At 42.8% G+C, this 22,774-nt stretch carries 22 protein-coding genes; 4 read left to right on the plus strand and 18 right to left on the minus strand.

Annotated features, from left to right (window positions below; translation table 11 throughout):
• Window positions 1-175: 175 nt before the first annotated feature.
• The 3 genes from ACVR1G_RS02355 to ACVR1G_RS02365 all read left to right on the plus strand — a co-directional run bounded on the left by ACVR1G_RS02355 (window position 176) and on the right by ACVR1G_RS02365 (window position 2,718).
• The gene (locus ACVR1G_RS02355) at window positions 176-649 is read left to right on the plus strand and encodes an aminoacyl-tRNA deacylase (RefSeq protein ID WP_447451616.1); all 474 of its coding nucleotides are present in this window, start codon (window positions 176-178) and stop codon (window positions 647-649) included.
• A gap of 176 nt (window positions 650-825) precedes the next feature.
• Complete coding sequence (locus tag ACVR1G_RS02360) at window positions 826-1,467, plus strand: histidine phosphatase family protein (protein WP_447451617.1); 642 nt, start codon at window positions 826-828, stop codon at window positions 1,465-1,467.
• A 126-nt stretch (window positions 1,468-1,593) separates the two neighbouring features.
• A complete protein-coding gene (locus tag ACVR1G_RS02365) occupies window positions 1,594-2,718 on the plus strand; it encodes a low temperature requirement protein A (RefSeq protein ID WP_447451618.1) in 1,125 nt (374 codons plus the stop codon).
• An 89-nt stretch (window positions 2,719-2,807) separates the two neighbouring features.
• Here the strand turns inward: ACVR1G_RS02365 and ACVR1G_RS02370 are convergent, their stop codons facing one another.
• From ACVR1G_RS02370 to ACVR1G_RS02425, 12 genes are all read right to left on the minus strand, one after another.
• The gene (locus ACVR1G_RS02370) at window positions 2,808-3,560 is read right to left on the minus strand and encodes a class I SAM-dependent methyltransferase (RefSeq protein WP_447451619.1); all 753 of its coding nucleotides are present in this window, start codon (window positions 3,558-3,560) and stop codon (window positions 2,808-2,810) included.
• 79 nt (window positions 3,561-3,639) lie between these two features.
• Window positions 3,640-4,242, minus strand: a complete 603-nt coding sequence (locus tag ACVR1G_RS02375) for a PepSY domain-containing protein (protein WP_447451620.1) — start codon at window positions 4,240-4,242, stop codon at window positions 3,640-3,642.
• Window positions 4,243-4,461: 219 nt separating this feature from the next.
• Window positions 4,462-5,970 (minus strand): sensor histidine kinase, encoded by a 1,509-nt coding sequence (locus ACVR1G_RS02380; RefSeq protein WP_447451621.1) that lies wholly within the window; start codon window positions 5,968-5,970, stop codon window positions 4,462-4,464.
• On the minus strand, window positions 5,906-6,601 hold the full coding sequence (locus ACVR1G_RS02385) for a response regulator transcription factor (protein WP_447451622.1): 696 nt from the start codon (window positions 6,599-6,601) through the stop codon (window positions 5,906-5,908). Before ACVR1G_RS02385 ends, ACVR1G_RS02380 begins: the two co-directional genes overlap by 65 nt.
• Before the next feature lie 639 nt (window positions 6,602-7,240).
• Window positions 7,241-8,224: an aldo/keto reductase gene (locus tag ACVR1G_RS02390; RefSeq protein WP_447451623.1), complete on the minus strand. Its 984-nt coding sequence runs from the start codon at window positions 8,222-8,224 to the stop codon at window positions 7,241-7,243.
• A 138-nt stretch (window positions 8,225-8,362) separates the two neighbouring features.
• Entirely contained in the window at window positions 8,363-10,021 is a 1,659-nt protein-coding gene (locus ACVR1G_RS02395; protein ID WP_447451624.1) for a sensor histidine kinase, read from the minus strand.
• Complete coding sequence (locus ACVR1G_RS02400) at window positions 10,011-10,685, minus strand: response regulator transcription factor (RefSeq protein WP_447451625.1); 675 nt, start codon at window positions 10,683-10,685, stop codon at window positions 10,011-10,013. Before ACVR1G_RS02400 ends, ACVR1G_RS02395 begins: the two co-directional genes overlap by 11 nt.
• Window positions 10,682-11,332: a phosphate signaling complex protein PhoU gene (phoU, locus tag ACVR1G_RS02405; RefSeq protein ID WP_447451626.1), complete on the minus strand. Its 651-nt coding sequence runs from the start codon at window positions 11,330-11,332 to the stop codon at window positions 10,682-10,684. Before phoU ends, ACVR1G_RS02400 begins: the two co-directional genes overlap by 4 nt.
• The gene (gene pstB / locus ACVR1G_RS02410) at window positions 11,332-12,081 is read right to left on the minus strand and encodes a phosphate ABC transporter ATP-binding protein PstB (protein WP_447451713.1); all 750 of its coding nucleotides are present in this window, start codon (window positions 12,079-12,081) and stop codon (window positions 11,332-11,334) included. Before pstB ends, phoU begins: the two co-directional genes overlap by 1 nt.
• Window positions 12,074-12,952, minus strand: coding sequence for a phosphate ABC transporter permease PstA (gene pstA / locus ACVR1G_RS02415; protein ID WP_447451627.1), 879 nt, complete (start codon window positions 12,950-12,952; stop codon window positions 12,074-12,076). Before pstA ends, pstB begins: the two co-directional genes overlap by 8 nt.
• A 2-nt stretch (window positions 12,953-12,954) precedes the next feature.
• Entirely contained in the window at window positions 12,955-13,803 is an 849-nt protein-coding gene (gene pstC, locus ACVR1G_RS02420) for a phosphate ABC transporter permease subunit PstC (RefSeq protein ID WP_447451628.1), read from the minus strand.
• 10 nt (window positions 13,804-13,813) lie between these two features.
• Complete coding sequence (locus ACVR1G_RS02425; protein WP_447451629.1) at window positions 13,814-14,692, minus strand: substrate-binding domain-containing protein; 879 nt, start codon at window positions 14,690-14,692, stop codon at window positions 13,814-13,816.
• 352 nt (window positions 14,693-15,044) lie between these two features.
• On the opposite strand from ACVR1G_RS02425, the gene ACVR1G_RS02430 reads away from it, so the two are divergent.
• Window positions 15,045-15,968 carry a phosphatase PAP2 family protein gene (locus ACVR1G_RS02430; protein ID WP_447451630.1) on the plus strand — a complete coding sequence of 308 codons (924 nt, stop codon included), beginning with the start codon at window positions 15,045-15,047 and terminating at the stop codon, window positions 15,966-15,968.
• Between the two features lie 371 nt (window positions 15,969-16,339).
• Here ACVR1G_RS02430 and ACVR1G_RS02435 read toward each other — a convergent pair whose 3' ends face one another.
• The 6 genes from ACVR1G_RS02435 to ACVR1G_RS02460 all read right to left on the minus strand — a co-directional run bounded on the left by ACVR1G_RS02435 (window position 16,340) and on the right by ACVR1G_RS02460 (window position 22,774).
• Entirely contained in the window at window positions 16,340-17,089 is a 750-nt protein-coding gene (locus ACVR1G_RS02435; RefSeq protein ID WP_447451631.1) for an ABC transporter permease, read from the minus strand.
• On the minus strand, window positions 17,086-17,811 hold the full coding sequence (locus ACVR1G_RS02440; protein WP_447451632.1) for an ABC transporter ATP-binding protein: 726 nt from the start codon (window positions 17,809-17,811) through the stop codon (window positions 17,086-17,088). The genes ACVR1G_RS02435 and ACVR1G_RS02440 overlap by 4 nt, the downstream gene beginning before the upstream one ends.
• A 262-nt stretch (window positions 17,812-18,073) precedes the next feature.
• The gene (locus ACVR1G_RS02445) at window positions 18,074-18,511 is read right to left on the minus strand and encodes a helix-turn-helix domain-containing protein (protein ID WP_447451633.1); all 438 of its coding nucleotides are present in this window, start codon (window positions 18,509-18,511) and stop codon (window positions 18,074-18,076) included.
• Window positions 18,512-18,641: 130 nt separating this feature from the next.
• A complete protein-coding gene (thrS, locus tag ACVR1G_RS02450) occupies window positions 18,642-20,594 on the minus strand; it encodes a threonine--tRNA ligase (RefSeq protein WP_447451634.1) in 1,953 nt (650 codons plus the stop codon).
• 218 nt (window positions 20,595-20,812) lie between these two features.
• A complete protein-coding gene (locus ACVR1G_RS02455; RefSeq protein WP_447451635.1) occupies window positions 20,813-21,130 on the minus strand; it encodes a nucleoside triphosphate pyrophosphohydrolase family protein in 318 nt (105 codons plus the stop codon).
• 309 nt (window positions 21,131-21,439) lie between these two features.
• The gene (locus ACVR1G_RS02460; protein WP_447451636.1) at window positions 21,440-22,774 is read right to left on the minus strand and encodes a glycosyltransferase family 4 protein; all 1,335 of its coding nucleotides are present in this window, start codon (window positions 22,772-22,774) and stop codon (window positions 21,440-21,442) included.

Here is a 22,774-nt window from a genome sequence, read left to right on the forward strand (position 1 = left end):
GGTTTTTACAGGACAGATCTATGAAAGTTTTTATGCAATAATAATATTTTTTAAATTTCAATATTCAAAGATCTCCCTGTTCATGTGCAGAGCGCAATAGCTTTGTAGTCTGCCTATTCTAATTAGAGGGAATATGCTATAATAAGTCTGGTTATAATTGGAGATTTTAGGAAGTATGGCTAAAAAAACGAAAGTAAAAAAGACCTTGGTGGATCAGATTTTGGACAAGGCCAAAATTCCACACGATTCTTTAGATTTTAATGGTTTGGACGCTCAGTCCCCCGAAGGTGTTGAACCTTCTGATATTTTCAAAACCTTGGCTTTGAAGGGAGATAAGACTGGTCCGATTATCGGTATTGTTCCTATTACAGAACATCTTTCAGAAAAAAAGTTAGCCAAGGTATCCGGCAATAAAAAGGTCACTATGATTCCGCAAAGAGAACTGGAGAAGACCACAGGGTATGTCCACGGCGCCAACAATCCGATTGGTATCCGCCAGAAGCATAAATTCCCTATCTATATTGATAATATCGCTCTCGAATTGGGACAGATAATTGTATCGGCTGGCGAGCTCAAGCGCTCTATTCGTATTGACAGTCAGGCGCTCGCTGATTTTGTTTCAGCTGAGTTTGCTGATATTAAAGAGTAAAAAGATTAGTGCATTTAAATTTCAGCTTTCCCGTGCAGAAAGATTGCGTGCTAGTACTTGGCAAGTCCTTATTCTACACATATAAAGATTTGCTTTTCCAGTCGTTTTTTCGGACTGTCAGCTTTTCTTTTTTAAACATCAGATTATAAAACTATTTAAGAATAGGAAGTTTAAATATGCGTTTATATTTTGTCAGACATGGTAAAACTCAGTGGAACTTGGAAGGCCGCTTTCAGGGTTCTAAAGGAGACTCTCCCCTCTTAAAGCAATCTATCCTAGAATTAAAAGAGTTGGGGCGCTATCTCTCCGATACCCACTTCGATAAAGTTTATTCCAGCGATCTTAAGCGCGCCAGAGAGACGGCTGCTATTATCATGGAAGAAAACCAGTATCCAACAGAAATTTTCCTAGAAAAGGCCATTCGGGAGTGGAATCTGGGACGCTTAGAGGGGCAGAAGATAGCTACTATTGCTGCTATCTACCCTAAGCAAATGCAGGCTTTTCGCTATAACCTCGCTAAGTTTGATAATACCTTTTTTGAAGCGGAATCAGTCTATCATGCTACACAGAGGGTTGCCGACTTTGTAGCCAATCTAGACTACGACCATGATCAAAATGTCCTATTAATTGGTCACGGTGCCTGCTTCACTGCTGCTGTCAATTACTTGCTAGGTTTTGAATCAGGGCAGCTGCGCAATCACGGCGGATTGGATAACGGCAGTGTAACCACTTTAGAAAGCATAGACGGCAAGCATTTTGAGTTGCTGTCTTGGAATGACACTTCTTATCTGGAAGCTGACCGCAAACTATCTCACTGAGTTAAAGCTCTAGGCTCTTGAATAAACGGTTCTTGGGCTCAATTATCACATATGAAAAGAACTGGCAGATTATGGCAGTTCTATTTTATTACTATCTATTTTTAGCATCGACAATAGGGAGGGTATATGTCAAAAATTATTGCTAAGCGAGTATCGAACTATGAATTGTTCTACGATCTTGTCTTTGTTTTAGCCGTCTCACGCTTAATTAGTTTCTTACATACTAACAGTTTTGATGGGGACAGCATGATTTCTTTTCTCGTCTCAAGCAGTCTTTTGATGTCTATCTGGATGTATCAGACGATTTATCTTAATAAGTACGGAGAGAGAGATAGACTGGATGTTTACTTAAATATTCCCGCCATGTTTATCGCTGGAAACTTCGGACTTATGCTGGGGTTAAATCACTATGGGACACGAGAATACCTGCTCTACAACAGTCTTTTGATTCTGGCCCATGGCTTGATTGCCTTTCAGTATTATCTGAGGGGACGTAAAATTGGTTTTAATGCGGATATGATAGCATCTATGAAGCGACTGGGGCTGATTCTGTTTTATTTTACAGCTTTAATACTGGCTGCTACGGTCTTTCATCTTTTTAAAACGAGTGATGCTAATTTCTTCCTTCTCTGGCTGGTTCCTTGGATTTTCCCCTTCTTATTCAGTCAGGAGGTTGAGATTGGCCGACTTAATTTTCCCCATCTGGTTGAACGCTTCCAGCTGATTACGATTATTACCTTTGGGGAGACAGTAGTCGGACTGATTCAAACCTATCCGCTCTACAAATCTCCTGTGTTAGGTATTCTCTTTTTTACAGGGATTTCATTCATGTTTGTGGCTTATATTTCACAGACCTTTCTCACTATCAACCACCATCAGGAAACTAGAGGATTAGTCTTGATTTACACTCACCTAGCTATCATTATTGCTATTAATATGGTAACTGGCGGTATTGAAAGTCTAGCTGACAGTCATCATACTGACTACGGCTTGATGCTCCTCAGCTTGGGACTTTTGATCTTCTACCCAGCACTTTATGCCACTTCTATTTATAATCGCCGTCTCTACCGCTTTGCCCGAAACAACTATCTGCCCTATATAGGAGTGGTTATCTTGGGGATTATCGCCATGTGGATCCTGCGTCATTATAATATTGGTATCGCCTTAATCCTTGCAGCCACTTGTTTTATTATTCCCCGTCTCAATTTTCATGCTCGCAGACGGGCACGGGAAAAACACAAGCAGGATTAACGCTGCTTGTGATTAATTTTTTCCTGCCAACGACATCTATTCACCCAAAAAGCCCAACATCTATTCAAAATGGATGCTGGGCTTTTATACTAAGATAGATACCTTATGCCATAGTGGAATTTTTGGTTGGGTCTAATCTGGCGTACAAAGCCAAAACGCTCGAAACTATCGTCGCGAAAATGGGCTTTAATGATGATAGATTGACGAGCCACTCGCTGGGCTTCCTGAATGAAGGGCTCTGATAAGCCCCTAAAATCTACTAGAGGAATAAGACCGTTGAGATTGCTGGATTCAGTAATACGGTGTGAAAACATGGGGTCGGCATAAACAGTATCAACGCTTTTACTCGGCAGCTGGTTCATATAAGAGAGGGCTTCTTGATTGAACGTTTTTATCGAACGCATGGCCCTATTTAACCGGTCATTAGCGGTCTTAAAAGTTTGCAGACCATGACTGACGATAAGATGAATCAGGGGGTTAACCTCTAAGGCCGTTACTTGATGGCCTGCTGCAGCCATCACGATGCTATCGCTGGCTAAGCCCATTGTTGTATCCAGGACACTTTTAGGAGCAGGAGCCAGCAAATTTACAAGAGGGTCGTGGGCTGCCTTGCTTCTCAGCATAGCTGTATCTGGGTGAAAATAGAGCTGACTGCCATCAGAATATGTCAAGACCAGCTGATCTTGATAGATCATTAAAACCGTACGGTAGTCTGCTAAAAGCTGCTTTAGTGAGCGCTTGCGCCGTTCTACATAGGTGACCGAAAATTTCTGTGCGAGTTTCTTAGCCTGCTGCACCAAAGATTGATCTTGCCTCAGACTTGTTGTTACGATAAAATCCATAGCCCTATTATAGCAAAAAGAAAAGGCCGCAAGCGGTTTTTCACAGAAGCATGCCTGCTTAGCACTTGCTGCCATTCTTTTAATCATTAATCGGCTCGGAATTCCCTGCAATAATGGCCCCTGTTTGAGCATTAATCGTGTAATCATAGTCAAGACCAGCCGCTAAATCGTTAAAATCTACCTCATAGACTGTCACACCATCATCTACTTCCTTGTGGACAACAAGGTCTGACACAGCTGATTCTTCTAGTCCGGCATCTTTGAGAGCCTTGACCTTTGCCTCATCAGCGGAAATTTGTTGGGACGACGAATCAGGCGAGCTCGATGAGGAGTCTGCGGCCTTAGAGTCGGATCTAGAAGGACTTGAGTCGGTTGCCGCTTTTTCCTGAACTTCTGTATCTCTTTCCAGAATATGACCAGATGAAGCATCAATAGTGTAATCATAGTCGGCCTTGTCGGTGTAAAATTCCAGTTCATAGGTTGCACGCCAATCATCACGCTCTTTTTGTGTCCGTGTGAAAGTCACATCATCAGCTGAAACATTAGCATTTTTAAGCGCAATACGTCTGGCTTGGGCAGCTGAAATCTTATACCCCGATTGGCGGTAGGCAACTACGGCACCACCTGCCAAAAGCAGACAAGCTAATAGGGAAAGGACGATAACTAATGGTTTTCGTTTCATAAACAGACCTCTTTTTATTTTTTATAGCTTTAGTATAGTCTAAAAAAGGTAGAACTTCTCGGTATTTGTGTAAGGAAAGTGCGGCAAAACTGGGGCAAAAAGAAAGGACCGAAAGTATCAGTCCTGAAGATAGATGGATAATGCTCTTGCCCAAAATTCAAAAACAAGGAAAGCAGGGCGAACACTAAAAAAACAGAAAGTAAGTGAAACCGAAGGGACTCAACTTTTGTCTCCTCCTCTTTTAGGAAGTGTGACTGTAAAAAGCGTCTGCTTCGCATCAGAATCCACAGCGATGCTGCCGCTATGGCCTTCGATAATTTCCTTAGCCAACGCCAGACCGATGCCGTGTTGGCCGCCCCTACCCTTATAAAACCTCTCAAAAATATGCTTTTGCTCTTCTTTGGCAATCATTTCACCATCATTGGCTATCTCTACTACGACGTTAGCTCCTGCTTCTCGGCCAGTCACTCTTATTTTTGAGCTAGCATAACGGACAGCATTGGCCAGAATATTGAGGAAGGCGCGCTCCAGCAAACCTTCATCACCCTCTAACTCTAGATGTTTTTGCGGGAATTCATGAATCATCTGGAGGCCTCTCTCATCTATTTTAGACTTTAAACGCCAGCTAGTGTCATGAAGGAGCTGTTTTAAGTCTAGAGGTTCAAATTGAAAATGACCTTGGATCATTTCCATCTTAGATATACTTAGTATATCATCGACTAGGTCGGTCATTCTAAGACTTTCTGCTAAGATAACATCTGCAGCCTGGGAACCATCCATGACACCTTCTTTGATGCCTTCTGCATAGCCTTGTATGGACATGAGGGGAGTCCTCAGCTCATGGGAAGCATTTTGAAAAAATAACTTTTGGCTGTATTGGTTGCGGTTAATCATGGTATTCATGGCCTCAACTGTTTGACCGACCTGATTAAATTCGCTGTAATCAAGCTGGGGACGAGCTAACTCTTGCTTACGCTGGCCTAATCCGACAACGTATTCCTTGAGGTGAACAAAGGAGATATCAACCTTTCTGGCCATGAGATAGATGAAAAACCAAGTGCAGCAGGCGACAAGGAGCATCAGGGTAAGGAGGGTAAGGTTAATAATTCTCAGAAACTGCTGCATGGGCGTCGTATTGACAAAAACAAAAATATAGTAGGACTGTCCCTGGTTTGGCCTAGCAGTCTGCTTGACATAGTATTCAGCCATTGTGCCCCTGTAGTTATCCATCATAACATGATACGTTTTTCCCTTGAGGGTGATTGCCATTGTATTAGCATCCATAAACCAATTTTTATGGTTATCATCATCAAAAATTTCCCAGTCATCATCGTGCTCTTGGAAATACTCCAAAAGTTCCTCAGTATCTAGGGTACTTGATACATCATCAATAGAATTGGACACGTAGGTCACATTTTCATTATTATCCATGATGAGATAAGTGCTTTGAAAAAGGTTGTCCCCGCCGCTGTCATGTGGGTGTTCACCAACGTACAACTGATTTAAAAAATGAAAGCGGCTCTCAACAGCTACCTCTGTCTCATGGTCAATAATATAGTGTACTGTCACATTAAAAATCACAAACAGCAGCGCAAAGGCCCCGATAATAATGGCTAGAGGTTGCAGGAAAAGAGCCGTCCTTAAACGATGCTCTTTTTTTCTTTTAAAGGGATTGTTCATCTTTAACCAGCTTAAAACCGTAACCCCAAATTGTCTCAATACGGACATCGCATTCCACCTGTCTTAATTTTTTACGCAGACGCTTGACCGTATCATCTGTCACCCGCGTCTCCACATCACTAGTGTATCCCCAAACAGCTTCTAGCAGCTCTTCGCGCGATACGGTTTTTAAAGGCGAGGCTAGCAGGATTCTGAGCAGTTCGAATTCTGTATTAGTCAGCTTGATGGCATGATCTTGACAGAAGGCTGCACGTTCATCCAGAGATAAACGCAGACTGCCAAAGGATAAGATAGTCCTTAGTGATGACGCTAAAGCCTGCGATTGACGCGCCAAGATGGCTTTGACCCTCAGCACTAATTTAACGGGAGAAAACGGCTTGGTAAAGTAATCATCAGCTCCCCTATCAAAGCCAGCTATATAATCGCTGTCACTATCACGCGCTGTTAATAAAATAATAGGAACATCAGAACGTTCGCGAATTTTTTGGGCAACGTCGAAACCGCTGCTGCCCGGCATCATAACATCTAAGATAACAATATCTGCGGGCTCCTCGATAAAGTGTACAAAGAGCTGGTCGCCCGTTTCAAAACTGGCACTGTCAAAACCAGCATCGGACAGAAAGGTTTCCAACAAACTTCTAATATTTTTATCATCATCTGCTATATAAATCTTTGCCATCGCTGTCCTTTCTCATTTATTAAAGCATAAGTTACTAGGGTAGGGCCACAAACAAGGGTAAGAGAAGGGGCAAGAAGAATCCTAGGAAACTACTGTTTTTAAAACCGTCCCTAGTTCTTGTTCATATTTTAGTTATTAAAAGGCCTACTAAGCAATTCAGACAAAATGAGAATGTACAAAAAACAGCACTTTGTCTGGGGGCGATTTTGTCCTTTTTTAGCTCCTTATTTTTGATTTTTAAGCACAGAAAATCGGCAGTCCTCTCCCATATTATCCCCCTTTTATGAAAATATGGGTTAAGTCACTCCCTAATGGTTAATCTGGGCAACCTCAGGAATTCTATTTTGAGTATAGACTAAGGCTGTCGGCAGCCGATTAGGGTTTCAAGTATTCAATAGGCTAAATAGACTGCTTCAGAGCATGAGCCAACTGGACAAAATAGGTTAATTCCATATTATCATATTTGTTAGCTAAATAGTCCAATAGGCGACCTTTTGCCACACTTTTGCCCTACTCTTACTGAAAAGAGCCCCTTACAGACTTGAACCGCACCCCAAACGTTAGATTTTTCGTCCAACTTTTGGGGGTCGGTACAACTCTAGGGCTCTTTCTCTTCACTGGCATTTAAATCACTGTCCCTTAGTAGGCACCGCGAATATGTTCATGAACTGAGGACCAATAAAAGTCAGAAATTCTCTTGAGCTCGTCCTCAGAAAAAGGTTTGGTATTAGCAGCTTGAAGATTGATATCAATCTGCTGCACTGATTTGAAGCCGGGGATAACACTGGTCACACCTGATTGCTGTAAAATCCATTTCAGGGCTGCATCGGCTAAGCTACCACGACCATCAGCTATCCATGCAAGTTCCTCAACTAATTCAATCGCTTTAGCAAAAGGCAAACCGCCAAAAGTCTCACCAACATTGAAGGCTGCTCCATCACGATTAAAATTACGGTGGTCATTTTCAGGAAAACGGCTAGTCTTATTGTACTTACCCGTCAAAAGGCCGCTGGCTAGAGGTACCCGGGCTAGGATACCGACATGCTTAGCGTCTGCTTGTGCAATCATGTTATCCAAGGGTTTTTGGCGCAGGATATTAAAAATCACCTGCAAACTGCTGGCAGCCGTATGCTCCAAAACAAACTTCCCTTGATCGTCTGTTTCAACGCTAACACCGTAATAACGGATTTTACCCTCTTTTTTCAGGTCTTCCAAAACAGCAAACACGCCCATATTTTCTAGGACTTCAGTACTGGGACAATGTATCTGATAGAGATCAATACTGTCTGCTCCAAGGTGGTGCAGGCTGTCTTCACAGTAAGCTTTCACCTTATCATAAGTATAGTTGGATAAGTCTGCAAAATTATCGCGACGACCGAATTTAGTAGCGATATAAATCGTCTCTGAGCGCTCTTTTAAAAGCCGTCCCAGCAAACGCTCACTGCGGCCACTCCCGTAGACATCAGCAGTATCAAAGAAATTAACCCCTTTATCTACTGCATGATGGAGGGCCTTTATGGCTGCCTGTTCATCCACATTTCCCCAGTCTCCCCCAAGTGCCCAAGTTCCAAAGCTCACTTCACTGATCTTCATATCTGTGTCACCAAGCTGGTTGTATTTCATAATCCAGACCCCTGTATTTAAAAGATAAAACTATTTTTACGCTCATATTATAACACGACTTGTAAAAAAAGAGCTAGCAGAATCTAGCTAGCTTCTTGGTTATTCATAACGGTTTAGTTTATCTACCAGTGTCAAATTTTAGGAATTAGCGCTAAAAACGACTGTCATTTTGGTTCCTTTGTCAGGCTGACTGTTTACCGTAATTTTAGCATCATGGATCTGCAGGGCATGCTTGACAATAGATAGCCCTAAGCCAGTCCCACCAACTTTTTTGGAACGACTCTTATCAATACGGTAGAAACGCTCAAAAATACGGGAATGTTCTTTCTCCTCCATGCCAATGCCGGTATCTTCAACCTCTAGAATAGTGTGGTGAGCCTTTTGACTCAGGCGAATATCGACCTTACCGCCATGCTTGTTATATTTTATAGCATTGTCGCATAGATTGTAGAGCAAGGATTCCATCAGAGGGAGGTTGGCCTTGATAATAGTTGACTGTCCTATTAAGTGAAGGTCAACATTCCTTTCTTGGGCCTTAGGTGTCAGCGTCTTTATAACACTCTCAGACACTTTGTAAAGATCAACCAGTTCTGTTTCGACCTGATCAGCCTCATCTAGGTGGGAGAGCTTGATAACATCTTCGACCAGCTGAATCATACGCTGTGACTCTTGATGAATCTTACCGGCAAACTTAGGAATATCCCTTTCTGCTACCATATTATTGGCTAGCATCTCTGAGTAACCTGAGATCACATGAAGCGGTGTCTTCAGCTCGTGGGAAACATTCGCACTAAACTCGCGACGCATTTGCTCAACCTGAAGTTGATCGGTAATGTCAAATAGTAAGAGAACCACTCCCGTTATCTGGTCGTTGTCTTTGATAGGTCTCACCAACATGCGGTAAACAGACTGATCACATTCGAGATAACCATCTCCCTTTTGACCTGTGAGACCACGATCAATGAGTTGGTTAAGCTGGTAGTCACGAGACAGATCAATGATATCCTTGCTGATGCTGGTTTCGTCTGTCTCAAAGAGCTGTTGGGCTGCACTATTGATACTGATTATGCGGCGGTTTTTACCAAGGAGAACCATTCCCTCTTTGATTCGAGAAATAATCGTATCAAACTCTTGCTGATGCTGGTTCAAGAGATCTTCACGTTTACGAATTTCTTTTTGGTGATGGTCGATACGCCTGAGAAGAGGGGATAATTCTTCATAGGCATCGTTTTCTAAGGGCGCTTCCAAGTTCAATTTGTTAATTGGCTCAACTAGACGATTGGCCGTATAGCGAGCTACTGCAATCGATAAGAGTAAGGCTATTAAAACGACTAAGAAAATCGGTTGAATCATACGGATTAAGAGCAGTAAAATAGTATTCTGAGTTACCGATAGACGGATAACGGTTCCGTCTTCTAAGCGTTTGGCCCTGTAAAGAGAACGCTGGGTCATGGTTGAAGAATAGCGCGAGCTCTCTCCGTCTCCCTTTTTTAGTGCCTCTTTAAATTCCTTTCGATTGCTGTGATTTCCCATTTTTGCTAGTTCTTTTTCGCTGTCGTATAAAACAGTCCCTGACTGGTCAATCCAAGTCACCCGAATAGCAGAAGTGTCCAGCCTGGCGAAATACTCAGCGCCACTAAGATCAATCCCTTGTGCCACCAAGGCTGTCTCCGTGCGCAGTTGGTCAAATTGGTTATTCGTGAAATAGCGATAGAGTACACCGAAAATCATCGCCAAAGAGGCTAGAAGAACCCCTAGAGTTGCTAGGAGGGTAGATGTAAAAATTTTACGGGTCATCAGTTACCTCCATGCGATAGCCAACGCCACGAACAGTCTGGATATAGCTTCCACATTGTTTCAGCTTGGTGCGCAGAGTCCCAATATGGACATCAACTGTCCGAGTTTCCAGTATAGCTTGCGCCCCCCAAACCGCATCCAAGAGTTCCTGACGGCCGAATACACGTTTAGGGTTGCGCATCATTAACTCCAACAAGTCGAATTCCTTACGTGTTAATTCTAAGCGTTCCTGATTCATAAGAACTGTATGACTTTGGTGATTGAGACTAATCTGCCCCAGTTGCAGCAGGGACGACTTGGGAGCAGTCCGGCGCAAAACGGCCTTGACTCGAGAAATCAGCTCCATCATGCCAAACGGTTTAACCAAATAATCATCCGCCCCCAAATCCAATCCCTTCACTTTATCGAACTCTCTTCCTTTGGCTGTTGCCATGATAACCGGAATCTCTCGTGTTTGATAGTTTGTTTTGAGCTTTTCCAAGATACTCATACCATCTTCTTCCGGCAGCATGACATCCAATAGAATCAATTCGGGTTTCTGGACTTTCATGGCTTCCCAGAAGGAAGCACTGCTGGCAAATCCTTGAGCTTCAAAGCCTGCTGTATGCAGGGTATATAACACTAGTTCACGAATGTCCTCATCATCTTCAACGCAATAAATCATGCAGTATCTCCATCTAACTGTCCTGTGATTGAATAGAGAACCCATTTGGCAATGTTGACCGTGTGATCTCCGATACGCTCGACATATTTGGCGACCATCAGGAGATCGACCGCGTACTCGCCATCAGCATCCGGCTGAGAAAAATAGGTAATCAGTCTTTCTTTTATTGTATCAAATTGTTGATTAACCTGCTCATCCATGACGATAACTTGCTGGGCTTTTTGCCTGTCTTCATGTACAAAAGCATCGATACTCTCGGTTACCATCTTGGTGACACACTTAGTCATCTCTTGAAGAAGATCAACCTCCTGACCAGAGATAATATGCTTCTGAGCGATAATGGAAGCCATCTCACCTGACTGGGCACCAACACGTTTCATATCGTAGACCATTTTGAGGGCTACAGAGATGCGGCGCAAGTCCTTAGCTACCGGCTGTTGACGCAGCAAGAGCTTCAGGCACTGAGACTCAATATCCCGTTCTAGATGGTCAATGCGGCGCGCTGTCTCTGCAACTTGTTCTGAGAGATGGAATTCATCCTCTTTTAGAATCTCAAATGACGTCGTGATGGCCTCTTCACATAGAGCCCCCATAACAATTAAATTCTTATTTAAATCGTTAAGCTGATGATCGAATTTTGAACGCATTAACCAAACCTCCCTGTGATGTAGTCTTCGGTCCGTTTATCCTTAGGGACTGAGAAAAGCTGACTAGTCCTATCGTATTCAATCAATTCTCCTGATAGGAAGAAGGCCGTCTTATCAGACACGCGCACTGCTTGCTGCATATTGTGGGTTACCATGACGATGGTGTAGTCTTTTTTTAACTCTAAGGCCAATTCTTCAATCTTAGCTGTAGAAACTGGGTCTAGTGCACTGGTTGGTTCATCCATAAGGAGGATTTCTGGTTCAATAGCCAGAGCACGAGCAATGCAAAGACGCTGCTGCTGACCACCCGAAAGACCTAAGGCGGACTTATTAAGGCGGTCCTTAACTTCATCCCAGATAGCGGCTTGACGAAGGGAATGTTCAACGATCTCATCCAATTTAGCCTTGTTGTGAACACCGTGAGAACGAGGTCCAAAAGCGATGTTATCATAGATACTCTTTGGGAATGGATTGGGCTTTTGAAAGACCATACCAACCTTTTTACGAAGGATATTGGTATCAACATCTTTGTAAATGTCCTCACCATCTAATGTTACTAATCCTTGGATATGACAGTTTTTGACTAGATCATTCATGCGATTGAGACTCTTTAGGAGGGTTGATTTTCCGCAGCCTGAAGGACCAATGAAGGCTGTAATCTCACCTTTCGCAATAGTTAGCCTGATATCTTTAAGAGCATGATGGTCTCCGTAGTAGAGATTTAACTGATCGATTACTAATTTATTCACCATTGATACTTCTTTCTAGTTTTTTGGAAACCCATTCAGATAAGAGATTGATGATAATTACCAAGACCAGCAAAATCACTGCTGTTGCATAAGTCTGCTTGATATAAAGTCCCTCACCTGAGATGGCATACATGTGGACGGCTAATGTTCTGGATGAACTGAAGACGCTCTTTGCAACTTCGGCTACGGTGCCTGCTGTAAAAATAAGGGCAGCAGATTCACCAACGATACGGCCGATCGCTAGGATAATCCCTGAGAAAATCCCAGCTGTTGCACTGGGCAAGACGATTTGAAAAATTGTACGTAGCTTACTGACTCCTAGCGCAAAACTTCCCTCACGGTAACTGTCGGGCACCGACAGCAGGGCTTCTTCTGTTGTTCTCATAACAACCGGCAAGACCATAACAGCTAGTGTAATAGCCCCAGAAAGTAGAGAAAGCCCCATATGCGCATACTTCACAAAGAAAAGTGCACCGAACAAGCCGTAGATGATGGAGGGAATTCCAGCTAGGGTCTCTGTGGCAATTCGGATGACCGCTACAAAAGGATTGTCCCGCCTAGCATACTCCGTTAAATAGATAGAAGCCCCAACAGCCACAGGTATGGCAATTAGAAGGGCAAGGACTGTCATAAATAAAGTATTGATCAAGGCCGGCATCAAGGAGACATTCTTCGTATTGTAGGTCATCGCAAAAAGAGACGGCGTGATGTTGGGAATCCCCTTGATTAAGATATACCCCACGATAAATACAATAGCAACAATGGTTACTGCAATTCCTAGGTGAACTAAGAAACTAAGGAGCAAAGACACAGGGTCATTCTTATATGCTTGCCACTTCTCGTAAAGTTGCTTGTGTTGTTTTCTTTTCATCCTTAGGCCTCCTCTTTACGAATCAATGAAAAACTAACATTGATGATTAAAACAAAGATAAACAAGACGACAGCAGTCCCAATCAGGGCCTGTCTATGGAGGCCTGTTGAATAGCCCATTTCCATGACAATATTGGTCGTCAAGGTTCTGACACCTGAGGTGATAGAGGTGGGAATAATCGCTTGATTCCCTGCTACCATAATGACGGCCATAGTTTCACCAATGGCGCGGCCTAACCCTAAAATAACGGCTGCTAAGATACTGCGCTTAGCTGCTGGCACCACGATAAAGAAGATACTGCGCTCATGTGAGGTCCCAAGCGCCAAACCTCCTTCATAGTAGGCATCCGGCACAGCTCGAATAGCCGTCTCTGACACCGTGATAATGGTTGGCAAAATCATAAGACCTAATAGGAGCGAAGCGGTCAAAACTCCTGTTCCCAGACTAAGCGTTTCCTGCCTAATAAAAGGCACTAAGACTACCAAGCCAAAGAAACCATAAACAACAGATGGGATTCCAGCCATAAGATTGATAGCCATTTTAAGTGGTTTATAGACTTTATCTGGGCAGAATTTAGCCATATAAATCGCGCTCAGAATACCGATTGGAACGCCCACTAGCAAAGCCCCAGCAGTCACATAGATAGAGCCGACGATCATAGGAAAAATACCGTAGAGATTATTGGCTGGCTGCCAAACCCTCCCAAAAACAAAATGACCAAAACCTATTTTACTAATAGCAGGGAGACCACTTGAAAATAGAAAAATACAAATGAGAATGACGGATAAAACAGAAATACAGGCGGTAAGAAAGAATACCGCTTGCCTAACTTTTTCTTTTGTCTGTGCCATCTAGAGCTCCTTATTTAGCGAGTGCATCCCAAGTCGTTGTCTTGCCTGTATAGATGTCCTTGACTTGGTCGCTGCTTAGGCCATCAATCTTGTTCTTTTTATTGACAATGACAGCAATACCATCAAGAGCAATCGCTCTTGATTTAACACCCTTGGAAGTTTCAGACTTATCAAGCTCACGAGAAGCCATGCCAATATCACAAGTCCCATCGACCGCGCTTGTCACACCAGTTGAGGAATCACTTTGTTGCACTTCAATGGTCACATCGGGATTTTCCTTGAGGTAGGCTTCCTTGAGTTTTTCCATAACGGGCGTCACCGAACTCGATCCAGCAATAACAATTTTTCCGCTTGCTCCAGAGGATTTGTAGGCACCTGTATTGGATTGGGAAATATAGTCATTTTCTTCGACAACTTTTTGACCATCTTCACTCATAATATAATCGATAAAATCTTGAGTCTGAGCGCTAACATCGTCCTTAGTCACAATATTAAACGGACGTGAAATCTTATAACTACCGTCCTTGACCGCCTTAGCACTGGCCTTTGTACCATCAACTTCGAGAACTTTTACGCTATCGTCAATAGATCCGAGCGACGCATATCCAATGGCGGTCTCATCACCGGCTACCGTTGTCAGCATGACAGAAGTTGAGTTGGTGACTGTCGCTTGATTGGTCGTCAGATCAGACTTATCGCCATTATCCTTCTTCTCTTCGACACCAAATAATTCAATAAAGGCACCGCGTGTCCCTGAACCGTCTTCTCGGGTAATGATATTAATCGGTTGATTTGATGACGATTTAGCGCCACCGCCGCAGGCAGTCAGAACGCTTAAAACCGCTAGACCTGTTATTGCTAAAAGCAAAAGGCGTGTTCGTTTCTTCATAATGGACTGTCTCCTCGTTTGTGTATTTGTTCCTTGAACAATTCTAATTGTACTTACCAAATATCAAATCTATTCCCTTATTTTTGTAAAGTTTTTGTAAAATCACGTGAGTCTCAAAAAATCAAAGACCAAACTAAGGGATGGGCTGCAAGCAGTCTACAAGTTTAAGGCCGGAGATAAGACAAGCAACAGCTTGCACCACTGAAATAGGGAAAAGGCAGCGTTAATGGCATAGCAGTTTGACACTCAAAGAGTAGGACTGGTGATAATTTGCTTTTTCTTTACATAAGCTTGATTAGCATTTGATAGTCTTCTGCTATATTAGGACTATCAAATTTTTGAGAGGTATTCTATGCTAAATCTTAACCGTCAGGAAAAAGGCTTATTGACTATTGTCTATACCTGTACTGCTCTTTTATTGATTATCGCTAGTTTCTTTGACCAAGAAATATCCCAGCATCTAAGTAGCCAAAACTCCATATTTGGGACACTTTTCCAAAATTTTGGGATGTTTCCAGAGCCTATGGTTCTCTTTTTATCCGCTAATATTCTAGCTTTTGCAGGCTACCGTAACAGTCAGTCCAATGTCCTTAAAATAATTTTGACGGCAGCTGGACTCATCCTGTCATTCTGGGCTATTTCCCATATGGTTGATGATTGGCTTTACTATGGATACAGTACGGCAGCCAACGTCAAACAAGACCTCCCTATTGCTACAGCCAACAATGATACTGGTGGAGCTGTTCAATACTCGGCTCTCCTAAAATATGGCCTGAGCCTGCCTATCTGGGCAGTCGGAACCTTACTCGAATTCAGATGGCTCATCAAGCAAGACGCCAAGGCTATCAGCTACCTGATCAAGATTGCTCTCATCGGTATCGCCTTTCATTTCCTATCTGAAAGTATCATCGATAGCATGAAAGAAACGTGGGGACGTTTTAGACCCTACGAAGTTTTTCAAGAGACCGAGGGAGCCCATTTTACCAACTGGTGGCAAATTAATGGTGAAAACGGGCACCGGTCATTTCCTTCAGGTCATACCCTAGCTGGGATGAGTGCTATGTTTTTCCCCTTCTTTATCAGCCGCGATAACATCGAGGGACAAAAGCTTGCCACATGGATTGCTCTGACTTACGGTGCACTCATGGCTGTATCTCGTGTACGTGTTCAAGCCCACTTCTTATCTGACGTCTGTGTCAGTGCCATGATTACCTTCTTTGTAGTATTCGCTTTGACTAAGGTAGCTGGCTATCGCTTTATCGAAGATGAAGATTAGGCTACTAGTCCGTTTTTGAGAACAATATTGAAGATCATAAAAAGCCCTCGTGTTACTGATAAACTGGTAACACAAGGGCTTTTTGGCTTTCACAGGAGAATACAAAGTTAGACTTGAGACGACTATCTTATAAATAAGAGAGGGATTATTTCACTCCCTGCTAGCTTACTTGGGAGAATTTTTACTTGTAAAGTATTCCTTAGCAACTCACGATTCTATCAGACATGACTTATGGGCAAACTCTCAAGTCAGAGGCCACCATTGCTGGCAGCTGCTGTAGGCTAAATCCTATGAAACCTTGTATAAGAGGGATTACTAGCAGTTTGACTTTATTTCACATGCAGCGCAATTCAGTTCTACTTCTGATTGTTTTAGATTTTATCACCATTCATGTTAGACTGAAAAACAATAATGGCAAATACAAAAATGGCTACTGTATAAATCATTACATTAGATAAATGAGGAAGTACATGATTAAAATGACCGTTTAAAGCGGACCGTATTATCTCTACGCTATGATAAAAAGGTAGAGTATTTGTTATTTTTTTGAAGGAACCACCTATTAAATCAATGGGAATAAATACCCCAGATAACCACCCAGCAACATTCGTCAGCAAAGCTCCGCAAATACCACTAACCGCCTTGTCATTCATAAGGCTGCCGCAAAATAATCCTATTCCTACAAACAACAAAGAAGTCATGGCTGTTATAACAATCGCAAACAGGATATTAATCGTTATTTCAAGCCCAAAGGCTCCTGCTGCCAATAGGGTGATTGTTGCCTGTGCAATTGTCATCCCAAGCATGGGCAGAGTATAGCCCAAAATAAAATCTAATGCCGTCATAGGAGAGGTAAACAGCCGCACTAAAAAAGATGATGTGCGGTCTTTTGATAGCAGCATTCCCGCAAATAGTGCCATAAATACGCTCCCGAACATTGCTAGACCCGGTGCAAGGTTTTCTATTTGAAACATCGTGTTCCTTGCTTCAGATGGAATAGCATCGTTGATAATAGACAGCAAAACTAACAGTATAATAGGAAATCCCAAACCAAAAAAGAAAGTGATGGGATCGCGCAAAATTTCTTTTGTATTCCGTTTTGCAAACAAAAACATTCTCATAGTGCACCTCCTGAAAGCATAACAAAGGCGTCCTCCAACTTGGTGGTTCCGGTTTTTGCTGTCAACTCTGGAATTGTCCCAACCGCTCTTAATTTTCCCTTTGCCATTATACCCACACGATCAGAGAGCATTTCTACCTCATCCATATAATGAGTGGTAAGGATAATGGTTACCTTTCCTTTTAGGGATTTAATCGATGTCCATAATTGACGGCGAGCCAGTACATCAAGCCCTAAAGTTGGTTCATCAAGAAATAAAATTTGCGGATTGGAAATGAGAGCCAGAGCAATAGAAAGTCTCCTTTGCATTCCTCCTGATAAGTGCTTGGCTTTTTTGGTCAATTCATTTGCCAAACCAAATTTTTTGGCTATCTCATAGGCATTCTCCTTTGCCATTTTACGGTTTTGACCATATAGTCCCGCAATGAGCTCCAAATTTTCAAGAACCGATAAATTAGCGGCTACTGCTGTTTCCTGCGGAGAAATATTGATTTTTTCCTTGACTGCAAGAGGGTTTGAACCAATGCTGTCACCAAGCAGGAAAGCATCCCCGCTGGTGGGCTTTGCCAAACAAGACAGCATTTTAATCGTTGTTGTTTTCCCCGCACCATTTACACCAAGCAAGGCAAATAATTCACCCTGTTCAACCCTTAAATCGAGATCATCTACAGCAGTTATATTAGAATATGTTTTCGTCAGCTGTCTAGTGACAATAGCCTTCATTTTCATCCTCCTTATTTAAGATACAAAGAGCGTCTAAAAATCCGTATAAAAATAGGAAACGGGCGCTGTGTCACTAAGACACAAGGACGTTTATCTTTTTTACTAGGATTTTAGCTCGTGTTCAGTTAGCACAGTACTGGCAATAATATCTATAACATTTAAACTATCACGAACTTCTTTGAACATGACCAGTTGTCAATAGGCCGCCTAAACAAAATCATAACAGCCAATCACATGCAAAAAGAATATCAAGGCTGCAAAACTAAGGCTCAAACTGGCTAATTTTTTCATTCATTAACCCTATTTCTTCAAAAGCCTGAATAAAGAAATCGCTGTTTAACAAGGCCAAGCCTTGATTGATATCACCTAAAACCATAAGACTATCGCCTTTTTTAATGTCAAAGATTTTTCTAGCCCGTACAGGAATAACAATTTGTCCCTTTTCACCAACCGTTACCGTTCCAAAGATATACTTTCCTTCCTTAGGTTTACCGGCGAAAAAAGAATCATCACCATTAACCAGCTCATCTAAGCTAATGTCAAAAATTTCTGCCAAACGGCTTGAAGAGATAATATCTGGTAAACTCTCTCCCAGTTCCCATTTACTAAGGGTTTGGCGGGATACTCCTACCTTTTCAGCTAATGTTTCTTGAGAATAGCCTAACTTTTTTCTCAATAGAAGAATTGTTTCACTAATCATACTTTTATCACCTCTTTATACGCCTATTATAGAGGGTTACTATCCGACTTTCAAGCAAGTTCAGCTGGCAAAATTAGAAATTTTTGTTAAAAATCATAGCAAAAAAGAAGCCCTCTGACTCCTTCTTTACTTATTCAGCAGATTCTTCTGGACGCGATTTTCTAGCAATATCCGCTAAGATGTTTTCAACAAATTCATCCAGAGCTTCGGTATGGGTCTGCTTGCTGCCGTAACGGCGGACGTTAACAGACTTGTCTGCCATCTCCTTGTCCCCAACGATTAATTGATAAGGGACTTTTTGGGTTTGGCTTTGGCGAATCTTATACTGCATTTTTTCATTACGCTCGTCCACTTCCACACGGATACCGCGGTCACGCAAAGTCTTTGCCACTTCCCAAGCATAATCAGCATGGGCTTCATTGGAAATCGGGATAACAGTAACTTGTTGCGGTGCCAGCCAAGTTGGGAAGGCACCCTTATAAGTCTCAATCAGGATAGCTGTAAAGCGCTCCATGGTAGAGATAACCCCGCGGTGGATCATGACCGGACGGTGCTCTTCGCCATCAGCACCCGTATATTTGAGATCGAAGCGCTCTGGCAGGAGGAAGTCCAATTGAATGGTTGAGAGGGTTTCTTCATTGCCTAGAGCGGTTTTCACTTGGATATCAAGCTTAGGACCGTAAAAGGCAGCCTCTCCTTCTGCTTCGAAGTAGTCTAAGCCCATGTCATCCATGGCACCTTTGAGCATGCTTTGAGCATTTTCCCACATCTCATCGTTATCATAGTATTTGTGGGTATCCTTAGGGTCACGGTAGGACAAGCGGAAACGGTAATCCGTCAGATTGAAATCTTCGTAGACATCAATGATGAGCTGAAGGGTCTTCTTGAATTCGTCTTGGATTTGCTCCGGCGCAACGAAGGTATGACCATCGTTGAGGGTCATTTCCCGCACCCGTTGCAGACCCGTGAGGGCACCAGATTTTTCGTAGCGGTGCATCATACCCAGCTCCGCAATACGAATCGGCAATTCACGGTAGGAACGTACATGATTTTTGTAAACTTGGATGTGGTGGGGGCAGTTCATTGGCCGTAAAACAAATTCTTCCCCGTCGCCCATATCCATGGTTGGGAACATATCCTCACGGTAGTGATCCCAGTGTCCAGAAGTCTTGTAGAGGTCAACCGACGCTACTGGTGGCGTATAGACATGCTGATAGCCAGCTGCCAACTCTTTATCAGTGATATAACGCTCCAAGATACGACGGATAGTCGCTCCATTTGGCAGCCAGAAAGGCAGACCTTGTCCGACTTCTTGGGAAATCATAAAGAGATCGAGCTCTTTACCAAGTTTACGGTGGTCACGCTCTTTAGCTTCTTCTAGACGTTTGAGATAAGCTTTGAGATCTTTCTTGTCAAACCAAGCTGTACCGTAAATCCGCTGCATCATAGCATTGTCGCTGTTTCCGCGCCAGTAAGCACCCGCTACATTGAGCAGGTGGAAGACTTGAATGCGACCAGTTGATGGTACGTGTGGACCGCGGCAGAGATCAACATACTCACCCTGATGATAGATGGTAAGGCCGCCTTCATCTTCTGAGTGCTCCTCAATGAGTTCAAGCTTGTAAGGATCGTTTTTAAAGATTTCACGCGCCTCATCCTTGGTCACTTCCTCACGAATGGATGGGAAATTTTCTTTGACGATCTTCTTCATTTCCTCTTCGATACGCGGCAGGTCTTCGTTTGAGATTTGGCCGGCTTCGTTATCGGTATCATAGTAGAAACCGTCTTCAATAGCCGGACCAACACCCAAATGAATATCTGGGAAAAGGCGGCGCGCTGCTTGGGCAAAGAGGTGAGCAGCAGAGTGACGCAGGATAGCAAGGGCATCCTCATGGTCAGGCGTGACGATTTCAATAGAACCATCTTCTGTGATTGCACGTGTCGTGTCGATCAGCTGACCGTTGAACTTTCCGGCCAGAGCCTTCTTAGCAAGGGATTTGCTGATTGACTCAGCGATTTCAACAGTTGTCACGCCAGTTTCGTATTCGCGTACAGCGCCATCTGGGAAAGTAATGTTAATCATGTTTAAAATCTAAAGGGCATTAAAAGGATGAAGCAAAAGTAGGTAGTCTTACGCAAGAATGACTAACACTCAAACAAGCAAGACTTACCTTTTTCGCACAGTCCCTAGTCTGTATTCAATTTCATAAATACGAACCAGCCCTCAGTTCCTTTCTATAAAGTATTTTTTTATTGCTTACGTTTTTTAAGGTTTTAAAACTGTTTGTATTCGCTAAGTTTTCAGTCACGAATATTCAACTGCTTTTCCTTCTCAGAAAGAAAAGTTTCCAGCTCTGTCTGGATATCCACATCCAATCGCTGAGCAAGTTCTATCAACCACCAAAGGTTTTCAGCTAGTTTTTGTTCCAAAGTATAGGGCGTTTCATCGTAGTAACGTCCCTGTTTCGTCATCACTAGACGCTGGAGATTACCAATATCATTGCTAAGAGCTAAAAGATCTTCCTCAATTGTCCACTCTGACTGATGATATTTGACTTCCAGCGAATGGTAAGCTTGCCTAATTGCCCGACTGCGCCTAATCATTTCCTGAAACTGCATGATAGCTCTCCTTTATTTAAAATAAAAAATTGCGCCATCCTAAAAGGACGTCGCAACGTGGTTCCACCTTCATTTATTCATGACAAAAAGCCATGAACCTCATATTTGGCGATAAGGGAACCACCCTTTTATGTTTGCATAAAATCTAGGAAGGAGTATTCCTTGATAGGTCTGCGCTTTCTCACCAACCAAGCGCTCGCTAGAAGACCAAACACAAGAAACTTATCTTCGCTCTTTATTATAGCAGGAATTGATTTTATTTCAAGACAAGTCATACATTTTATGAACCTCAAAATATTAATGAGAAACCTAGTTCAAAAATTCCCAGATTGACTTGACCATTTTGCTCGGGACCTTGACAGCCTTACGCGATGTCTTGACGGTGGTCTGTACTGCTTTTTTAGGCAGGCGGACAGCTGATTTAGCTAAACGAATCGAGCGATCTGTCGGACTGCCCTCAACCGTTAGGGAGAACTTGCTCGAACGGTGAGTCGAGTAGGAAATCAGCATATCTAGGTAAAATTCATAGACAGACTTACCAAAGTGCTGGGCTGATACTTCATAGCGCTTGCGCTTCAGCTGTTCCGGCGTTAAATCCGGTGTCACAGCAATGGCATCCAAAATGGTATCAGCCAGATCAACCTCATGATAAAACAAGCTGCCAAACATCCGATTGGTAATCAAATCATCCAGATAAGGATTGCCGTGAGCGATAATCGGTGTTCCCATAGCCAAGCTTTCAATATAGGTCAAGCCTTGGGTTTCACTAGTCGAGGCACTGATAAAAAAGTCAGCTGCTTTGTAGTAAATAGTCGTCTGCTCATGAGGAATCATGCCAGTAAAAATAACAGCATCCGTCATATTTAGGATTTCAGTTTGCTTTTTTAAATCATCCAGATAAGGGCCATCACCAACAATAACCAGCTTCACTTTTTCATCTTCTGCCAAGACTTGGGGCAGAGCAGCGAGAACAGCTTGGATATTCTTTTCCGATGAGATTCGTGACAGGCTGAGCAACATGGTCTCATCGCTGGCAATGCCTAACTCCTGCCGCAAAGCAGCCGTCTCATCATTACTGATACTGTCGTAGACAAAATTTTCCAAGGGGATTCCAGTCGGAATGATGCGTTTAGGGATTTTAACACCATAGCCATCCAAGAGGTTAAGCACAATACGACTGGGGCAAATAACTCCATCTAGGTCATTAAGAAAGCCGCGCATAATATATTTAACCATGCTGGGACGAATCAGCTTACCCTTGGCAATATAGTCAACATAATCCTCATACTGGGTATGGTAAGTATGGACAACTGGAATATGCAGGGCAGAACCAACCCATTTTCCTAAAAGACCAAGACTGAACTCCGTTTGAGTATGAATAATATCTAAATTATATTCCTTAGCAATTTTATAAGTCGTCATCAGGCCTCGGTAGACTACCCGCCGCTCTGAAAAGGACACAAATGGGACACTAGGTAGGCGGATAATCGTGGGATCTTCATAACGTTTTACCCCCTTATCTGTCCCTGTAAAAATGTAAACTTCATGCCCCATAGCCTCTAAGACTTCTTTTAAGGTGCGAGTGCTAGTGGCGACACCAGATACTTGGGGAAAATATGTATCAGTAAATAAACCTATTCTCAT

The sequence above is a fragment of the Streptococcus dentasini genome, from assembly GCF_053206945.1.